General features: G+C 69.7%; 9 protein-coding genes. 7 read left to right on the forward strand and 2 right to left on the reverse strand.

The features are described from left to right. The 3 genes from AC27VN_RS24815 to AC27VN_RS24825 all read left to right on the forward strand — a co-directional run. The coding region (locus AC27VN_RS24815) for an efflux RND transporter permease subunit (RefSeq protein WP_490878235.1) at positions 1 to 785 on the forward strand (785 nt) is incomplete at its 5' end. Next, the gene (locus AC27VN_RS24820; protein WP_431509588.1) at positions 775 to 1,677 is read left to right on the forward strand and encodes a cation diffusion facilitator family transporter; all 903 of its coding nucleotides are present in this window, start codon (positions 775 to 777) and stop codon (positions 1,675 to 1,677) included. The genes AC27VN_RS24815 and AC27VN_RS24820, both read left to right, overlap by 11 nt. Before the next feature lie 58 nt (positions 1,678 to 1,735). Next, the gene (locus tag AC27VN_RS24825) at positions 1,736 to 2,110 is read left to right on the forward strand and encodes a hypothetical protein (RefSeq protein ID WP_490878236.1); all 375 of its coding nucleotides are present in this window, start codon (positions 1,736 to 1,738) and stop codon (positions 2,108 to 2,110) included. Positions 2,111 to 2,114: 4 nt separating this feature from the next. On the opposite strand, the gene mog is transcribed toward AC27VN_RS24825, so the two are convergent. Both mog and yjgA read right to left on the reverse strand, forming a co-directional pair. Continuing rightward, the gene (mog, locus tag AC27VN_RS24830) at positions 2,115 to 2,705 is read right to left on the reverse strand and encodes a molybdopterin adenylyltransferase (protein ID WP_490878237.1); all 591 of its coding nucleotides are present in this window, start codon (positions 2,703 to 2,705) and stop codon (positions 2,115 to 2,117) included. A 61-nt stretch (positions 2,706 to 2,766) separates the two neighbouring features. Next, on the reverse strand, positions 2,767 to 3,423 hold the full coding sequence (yjgA, locus tag AC27VN_RS24835) for a ribosome biogenesis factor YjgA (protein WP_296775977.1): 657 nt from the start codon (positions 3,421 to 3,423) through the stop codon (positions 2,767 to 2,769). 105 nt (positions 3,424 to 3,528) lie between these two features. Here yjgA and pmbA point away from each other — a divergent pair, with 105 nt between their 5' ends. The 4 genes from pmbA to AC27VN_RS24855 all read left to right on the forward strand — a co-directional run. Next, positions 3,529 to 4,899, forward strand: coding sequence for a metalloprotease PmbA (pmbA, locus tag AC27VN_RS24840; RefSeq protein WP_093339457.1), 1,371 nt, complete (start codon positions 3,529 to 3,531; stop codon positions 4,897 to 4,899). Between the two features lie 70 nt (positions 4,900 to 4,969). Next, complete coding sequence (locus AC27VN_RS24845; protein WP_490878238.1) at positions 4,970 to 5,941, forward strand: cupin domain-containing protein; 972 nt, start codon at positions 4,970 to 4,972, stop codon at positions 5,939 to 5,941. Between the two features lie 166 nt (positions 5,942 to 6,107). After that, on the forward strand, positions 6,108 to 7,400 hold the full coding sequence (locus AC27VN_RS24850; RefSeq protein WP_490878239.1) for an ABC transporter substrate-binding protein: 1,293 nt from the start codon (positions 6,108 to 6,110) through the stop codon (positions 7,398 to 7,400). A gap of 34 nt (positions 7,401 to 7,434) precedes the next feature. Further along, positions 7,435 to 8,297 (forward strand): carbohydrate ABC transporter permease (locus tag AC27VN_RS24855; RefSeq protein WP_490878240.1); only part of this gene is annotated, 863 nt, incomplete at its 3' end.

Consider the following 8,297-nt stretch of genomic DNA (forward strand, 5'->3'; position numbering starts at 1 on the left):
TCGGCGAGGTCGCCACGCTGTCGGTCGCGCCCGGTCCCAACCAGATCAGCCGCGAGGATGGCAAGCGCCGCATCGTGGTCAGCGCCAACGTGCGCGGGCGCGACCTCGGCTCCTTCGTGGCCGAGGCCGAGCAGGCGATGCAGTCGGTGCGCATTCCCGTGGGCTACTGGACCGACTGGGGCGGCCAGTACGAGAACCTCGAGTCGGCCACCCAGCGGCTGCAGATCGTGGTGCCGGTGTCGCTGCTCTTGGTGTTCGTGCTGCTGTTCGCGATGTTCGGCAACCTCAAGGACGGCCTGCTGGTCTTCACCGGCATCCCGTTCGCGCTCACCGGCGGCATCGTGGCGCTGTGGCTGCGCGACATCCCGCTGTCGATCTCGGCCGCGGTGGGCTTCATCGCGCTGTCGGGCGTGGCGGTGCTCAACGGGCTGGTGATGCTGTCGTTCATCCGCAACCTGCGCGAGGGCGGCCTGCCGCTCGATGCCGCGATCCGCGAGGGTGCGCTGACCCGGCTGCGGCCGGTGCTGATGACCGCGCTGGTGGCCTCGCTGGGCTTCGTGCCGATGGCCATCGCCACCGGCACCGGCGCCGAGGTGCAGCGGCCGTTGGCCACGGTGGTGATCGGCGGTATCCTGTCCTCGACCGCGCTCACGCTGCTGGTGCTTCCGCTGCTCTACCGCATCGCGCACCGGCGCGACGAGGAAGAGACCGAGGAGGAGGCCCGCGAACGACAGCAGGGCGCGCCGATCGACCCCGAACCGCGAGCCGCATCCCATGGCCCATGAGCATTCGCACGGCGCCGGCGCGAACGAGAAGGCACTGCGCTGGGCGCTGCTGCTGACCTCGACCTACCTCGTGGCGGAGGTGGTCGGCGGGCTGGTCTCGGGCAGCCTCGCGCTGCTGTCCGATGCCGCCCACATGTTCACCGACACGGTGGCGCTGGCGATCTCGCTGGCCGCCATCCGCATCGGCCAGCGGCCGGCCGACCGGCGCCGTACCTTCGGCTACCACCGCTTCGAGATCCTCGCGGCGGTGCTCAACGCGGTGCTGCTGTTCCTGGTGGCGATCTACGTGCTCTACGAGGCCTGGCGGCGCATCGCGGCGCCGGCCGAGATCCAGTCGACCATGATGCTGCTCGTGGCCGCGGGCGGGCTGGTCGTCAACCTGATCGGCATGCGCCTGCTGGCCGGCGGCAAGGACAAGAGCCTCAACGTCAAGGGTGCCTACCTCGAGGTCTGGGCCGACATGCTGGGCTCGGTGGGCGTGATCGTCGGCGCCCTGGTGATCCGCTACACCGGCTGGGCCTGGGTCGACTCGCTGATCGCGGTGGCCATCGGCCTGTGGGTGCTGCCGCGCACCTGGCGCCTGCTGCGCGAGAGCCTCAACGTGCTGCTCGAGGGCGTGCCCGACGAGGTCGACCTGCCCGAGATCGAGCGCGCGCTGCTCGCGAGCGAGGGCGTGGCCAGCCTGCACGACCTGCACGTGTGGGCGCTGTCCAGCGGCAAGGTGAGCCTCAGCGTGCACGTGGTGAGCGCGTCCGGCGTCGACGACCTCGCGCCGCTGGTGCAGCGGCTGCGCGCGCTGCTGGCCGAGCGCTTCGACATCCATCATTCGACCGTGCAGGCCGAGCGCGTGCCTTGCGAGCAGGCGGGGGAGACGCACGGCTTCGGCGCCTGAGCGGTTCGTGACTCGCGGATGGCGCACAATCCGCCGCGAATCACAGCACACAGGACCGATGAGCCGCAGCCACCGCCAGTCTTATTCGCCCGCCATCGAGGCCGCCGCCGCCCGCGAGCCGCGGCGCCGCAAGGGCGACGCACCCTCGCATGCGCCGATGGCCTTCGACGCGGCATCGGCGCCCGCTACCTCCGCGCCCCCCACGAGGACCTGGCGCTCGACGGTTGTCGGCGCCGCCATCGGCTTCGGCATCGTGCTGGCGCTGGCCATGCAATGGCTCATGACCTGGCAGATCGACAACGCGCAGCAGCGCCGCGAGCAGCAGAAGCAGCTGCGCGCGGCCGCCTCGCGCTGCTACGAGCAGGTTTCGAATGCCGCGGTGCAGGCCTGCCTCAAGGAGGTCGAGGCCAGGGGCGTGGCGGCCCAGCCCTGAAGCTTCAGCGCGCCGGCCGGATCGCCGACTTCGGGCGGAAGGCCTTGCAGACCGTGTCGTCGGTCTCGAGGTAAGGCCCGCCGATCAGGTCGATGCAGTAGGGCACGGCCGCGAAGATGCCGGGCACGAGCTGCGTGCCCTCGGCGTCCTTCAGGCCTTCGAGCGTTTCCGCGATGGACTTGGGCTGGCCCGGCAGGTTGATGATCAGGCTCCTGTCGCGGATCACCGCGACCTGGCGCGAGAGGATCGCGGTCGGCACGAAGCGCAGGCTGATCTGGCGCATCTGCTCGCCGAAACCCGGCATCTCCTTGTGGGCCACGGCCAGCGTGGCCTCGGGCGTCACGTCGCGCAGCGCGGGGCCGGTGCCGCCGGTGGTCAGCACCAGCGAGCAGCCGGCGTCGACCAGCTCGATCAGCGCGGCGCTGATGCCGGGTGCTTCGTCGGGGATCAGCCGGGGCTCGAAGTCGATCGGATTCTTGAGCGCGCGGCGCAGCCAGTCCTGCAGCGCGGGCAGGCCCTTGTCTTCATAGGCGCCGCTCGAGGCGCGGTCGCTGATCGAGACGATGCCGATGCGTACCGGGTCGAAGCCGCTCATTGAAACACCTCCGTGCTTCGCACTGCGGTGCGAGCTTGCTTGGGGCGGCCCGGCGCGGCGCTCATGCATCTTCCTCCCGGCCCTGTTCCGCCGCGGCCGCCGCATGGTCGTCGCCGCCATGCACCGCGAGCTGCTCGCGCACGAGCTGGAACACCTCTCGGTAGGCCTTGCCCTGGCGCGGCGCCTCGCCGGCCGGGCCGGCCTTGATGTCCTTGCGCGCCTGGCGCACGAGGGCGCGCAGTTGCTGGGCATCGGTGGCCGGGTGGGTCTCGATCCAGCCGCCGAGCGCATCGTCGTCGGCGATCAGGCGGTCGCGCCAGCGTTCGGCCTCGTGCAGCAGCGCGGTCTCGGCGGCCGGGCCACTGGACTGCTCGGCCAGCGCGGCGCGGATCGCCTCGATGGTGGGCTCGTCGAGCTTGCGCATCAGCTTGCCGATGAACTGCATCTGGCGGCGCTTGCCCTCGAAATTGGTGATGCGCTTGGCCTCGTGAATCGCCTCGACCAGCTTCTCGCCGAGCGGCAGCGCGTCGAACAGCGCGGCGCGCAGGGTCATGAGCTCTTCGCCGAGCTTCTGCAGTTCGGCGCTCTCGCGCTTGAGGTCGGTGCGGCTGGCGTCGTCGGTGCCCTTGAGCTCGCGCTTGAGCTCCAGGTCGAGTTCGCTGCCTTCGGCGACGAACTGGCCGCGGACGAAGTAGCCTTTTTTGGGTTTGCGGGACATGGGGATGGATTCTGTGCCGCGCCGCGCGGCGGTGCAACGCGGCGGGACCGAGGGGAAAACGGTGCCAAACGGGAAACGGGGGGCGCAAGTATCATAGCCACCCACATGACGACCTCTTCCTCGCGCGCCGACTCCGGCTTCGCCTACAGCCGCTCCTTCTTCGAAAACCTGGTCGATTCGGCCCTGGCCCACGCCAAGAAGCTGGGGGCCACCAACGCGGGGGCCGAAGCTTCCGAGGGCTGCGGCCTCAGCGTCTCGGTGCGCAAGGGCGAACTCGAGAACGTCGAGCGCAACCGCGACAAGTCGCTGGGCGTCACCGTCTACGTCGGCCACCGGCGCGGCAATGCCAGCACCTCCGACTTCTCCGAGGCGGCCATCGCGCAGACCGTGCAGGCGGCCTACGACATCGCGCGCTTCACGGCCGAGGACCCGGTCAGCGGCCTGCCCGACGAGGCCGACATCGCCAAGGAGCATCCCGACCTCGACCTGTTCCACCCCTGGGAGGTCACGAGCGAGCAGGCCGCCAAGCTGGCGCTCGAGTGCGAGGCGGCCGCGCTGTCGACCGACAAGCGCATCACCAACAGCGAGGGCGCGGGCGTCTCGGCCCAGCAGAGCCACTTCTTCAGCGCCCACACCCACGGTTTCCGCGGCGGCTACGCGAGTTCGCGCCACTCGATCTCGGTGGCGCCGATCGCCGGCAAGGGCGACAACATGCAGCGCGACGCCTGGTACAGCTCGATGCGCTCGGCCGACGAGCTCGCGAGCCCGCAGGCCGTCGGCCGCTACGCCGCCGAGCGCGCGCTGAGCCGGCTGAAGTCGCGCAAGATCAAGACGGTGGAATGCCCGGTGCTGTTCGAGTCGCCGCTGGCCGCGGGCCTGCTCGGCGGGCTGGTACAGGCCACCAGCGGCGGCGCGCTCTACCGCAAGAGCACTTTCCTGCTCGACTCGCTCGGCAAGCCGGTGCTGCCTTCGCACGTCGACGTCAGCGAGGACCCGCACGTGCTGCGTGGCAAGGGCAGCTCGCCGTTCGACGACGAGGGCGTGGTCACGCGGGCGCGCAAGGTGGTCGACGCGGGCCGGCTCGAGGGCTACTTCCTCTCGACCTACTCGGCGCGCAAGCTCGGCATGAAGACCACCGGCAACGCCGGCGGCTCGCACAACCTGGTGCTGAGCTCGCGCCTCACGCAGGCCGGCGACGACCTCGACGCCATGCTGCAGAAGCTGGGCACCGGCCTGTTCGTCATCGAGCTGATGGGGCAGGGCGTGAACTACGTGACCGGCGATTACTCGCGCGGCGCCAGTGGCTTCTGGGTCGAGAAGGGCCGCATCGCGTTCCCGGTGGAGGAGATCACCATCGCCGGCAACCTCAAGGACATGCTGATGGGGATTGAAGCCATCGGGGCCGATGCTTACACTTTCGGCGCCAAGACGACGGGCTCGCTGCTGGTCAACCGCATGAAGGTCGCTGGCGCCTGAGCCCACGCGGCACGGGCGCCGCGGCGGCGGCACCGGGGTTCGAGCCTTGCCGATCCCCGGGGAGACAACAATGAGCAGAACACAGCGCGCCGCCCGCAAACCCGAACTCGAACACGAACTGCTGCGCGACCCGCGCCTGGGCTTCGAGCCCGCGGGCGGCGGTACCGTGCGCTGCCTGCAGCACGGCGTGCCCTGGCCCTTCGACTGCTGGCACTACCACGACGAGTACGAGCTGCAGATCATCAACCGCACCACCGGCCAGGCCTTCGTGGGCAACCACATCGGCCGCTTCGAACCCGGCTACGTGGCGCTGGTGGGGGCGCGGCTGCCGCACACCTGGATCTCCGACGACGTGCCGGCCGACGGCATCGCCGACCGCAGCATGGTGATCCACTTCCGCGAGGAGCCGCTGCGCAAGGGCTCGGCGCTGTTCCCCGAGATCGACGCGGTGCTGCCGATGCTCGACCGCGCGCGCCGCGGCATCGAGTTCTTCGGCATCGGCGAAGTGGCGCGCGAGCGCTTCCAGCGCGTGCAGGCGCACGAGGGCATGGCGCGGCTGGCGGAGTTCATCGGCCTGCTGCACGAGCTCGCGCGCTGGGAGGACTGGCGCCTGATCTCGAGCGAGGACGAGCCCTCCAACGGCGACCCCGCCACCAGCACGCGCATGCGCCGCGTGCTCGACCACCTCGACGAGCACCTGGCCGAGGAGATCTCGCTGGCCTCGGTCAGCGCCATCGCGAACATGGCCGAGAGCAGCTTCTCGCGCTACTTCCACCGCCAGATGGGCAGCACCTTCACCGAGTTCGTGACCCGGCTGCGCATCGCCAAGGCCTGCCAGATGCTGCAGACCTCGGACCGCCTGGTCAGCGATATCTGCTACGAGGTCGGCTTCTTCAACATCGCCAACTTCAACCGCCGCTTCCTGCAGCACAAGGGCATGACGCCCAGCGCCTACCGCCAGCAGGCGCAGGAGCGCTTCGGGCTGCGCACCGTTCACTACCCGCCCACGACCCCGGTAAAACCCCAGTCGGCCTGGTCATGAAAGTACCAGTACCCCGTTTGGGGGGTACGCGGCGCCGCTGAGCCGCTGCATACGCTTCACCCCGTCCCGTCGCTGTCGCGCCGCCCCCCGAAAAGGGCGCCCGGCACGGCGGGCTTGTTCCCCGGCTTCGGCCGGCGATCCGCAACAAGTTCAACGGAGACAAGCGATGTTCAAGGAATCCGCAGGGAGGCGCGCCCGCGTCCGCACGCTGCTCGTGGCGCTGCTGGCCGCCGGTGCCGCCGGTGCCGCACTGGCGCAGGGCGCGATGTGCAAGGAGGACGTGCGGGTGCTGGCGCAGCCGCGTGACGGCCTGACCCTGCTCGAAAAGTACAAGGACGAGTTCAAGACCCTGGCCGGCGCCTCGTTCAGCATCGACAACCTCAACGAGAACGACCGCCGCACCAAGACGCGCGCCGATGCCTCGACCGTGGGCAAGTACCACGTCTACTACGTCGACGAGGCCAACGTGCCGCTGTTCGCGCAATCGAAGTGGATCGTGCCGCTCGCGAAGTACTACCCGGCCGACTACGACTACGCCGACTTCGATCCGGGCCGCCAGAAGGTCGCCACCTACGCGGGCGAGGCCTGGTTCGCGCCGCTGACCGGCGGCGGCGACCTGATGGTCTATCGCAAGGACCTGCTCGAGAAGGCCGGCATCAAGCCGCCGGCCACGCTCGAGGAATTCGTGGCCGCCGCGAAGAAGCTCAACGATCCGGCCAACGGCGTCTACGGCGTGGCGCTGCGCGGCCAGCGCGGCTCGGGCGCCAACGTGTGGCGCTGGATGCCCTACTTCCGCGGCTACGGCGGCCAGTGGTTCGACGGCGACAAGCCGGTGTTCGACTCGCCCGCCGCGCTCAAGGCCACGCAGACCTACCTCGAGCTCTTCAAGTACTCGGCGCCCGGCACCAAGACCGGCGGCTGGGACGAGGCCACCGGCGCCTTCCTCGCGGGCAAGGTGGCGATGCTGGTCGAGTCGACCCCGCTCGCGGGCAATGCGCTCGATCCCAAGATGTCGACCGTGATCGGCAAGATCGCCTATGCCACGCCGCCCGCGCCGCTGACCGGCGGCGGCTACGGCCACGGCCTGGCGATCGGCGCCAAGGCCAACAAGAGCGAGGAGGCGAAGAAGTGCGCCGGCCTCTTCATCGCCTGGGCCACCTCGAAGAAGAACGAGCAGCGCCGTCTCGCCGAGGGCCAGTTCGGCGAACTGAACCGCACCAGCGTGCTGGGCAGTCCCGAGTTCTCCAAGCGCTATGGCGCCGACCTCGGCAAGGCGCTGGCCGACACCGGCAAGCTCACCGCGGTCAACTTCTGGCAGGACCCGGCCTGGCCCGACCTCGGCGACCGCTGGGGGATCATCCTCGAGGAGCTGATCACCGGCTCGCGCACCGACATCCAGGCCGGCCTCGACGAGCTCGACGGCTACGCCAAGCAGCTGATCGCGCGGCGCCGCAAGTGAGCCGCCCGGCCCCGCGTTCCTTGCGAGTCCCGCGATGACCCTTCACAAGACCCGACTGCCGCTCGTCTTCATCGGCCCCGGCCTGCTCGTGCTCGCGGTGCTGGCGCTGGTGCCCACCGTGTTCGCCATCGCCGTGTCGCTGCAGGACCGCGAGCTCGGCCAGTCCGACATCGGCTGGGTGTGGTTCTCCAACTACCTGCAGCTGTTCTCGGACCGGCGTTTCCTCAACGCGGTCGGCGTCTCGCTGACCTGGGAGCTGCTGACCGTGAGCGCCACCATGGGGCTCGCGGTGCTGCTCGGCGTGCTGCTGTTCCAGAGCGCCACGCCGCGCTGGCGCAATGTGCTGTGCATGCTGTTCATCGTGCCGGTGCTGCTGCCGCGCGTGTCGGCCGCCTTCGTCTGGAAGTTCGCCTTCCATCCGCTGTTCGGCCTCTTGACCTGGCCCTACAAGGCGATCACCGGCGAGCCGCTGGACCTGCTCGCGCAGCCGCTCACGGCGCTGCTCACGGTGGCCTTCGTCGATGTCTGGCAGTGGGGCCTGTTCTTCGCGGTGATCGTGCTCAAGCTGCTCGAGACCCTGCCGCCGCAACCCTTCGAGGCGGCGCGCATGGACCATGCGAAGCCCTGGGAGGTCTATGCCTTCGTCGCGCTGCCGATGCTGCGCGCGCCGCTGATCAGCCTGAGCTTCGTGAAGATGATCGAGTCGCTGCGCGCCTTCGACCTGATCTACGTGATGACGCGCGGCGGCCCCGGCATCTCGACCGAGACCCTCGACATGTACGCCTTCTCGCAGGGCTTCATCGAGTCGGGCCGCATCTCCTACGCCTCGAGCATGGCCGTGCTGATGATGGTGGCCTCGACCGTGGCCTTCACCTACCTCTGGAAATGGACCCGGCC

The organism is Variovorax sp. 20P10.2.4 (assembly GCF_058244205.1).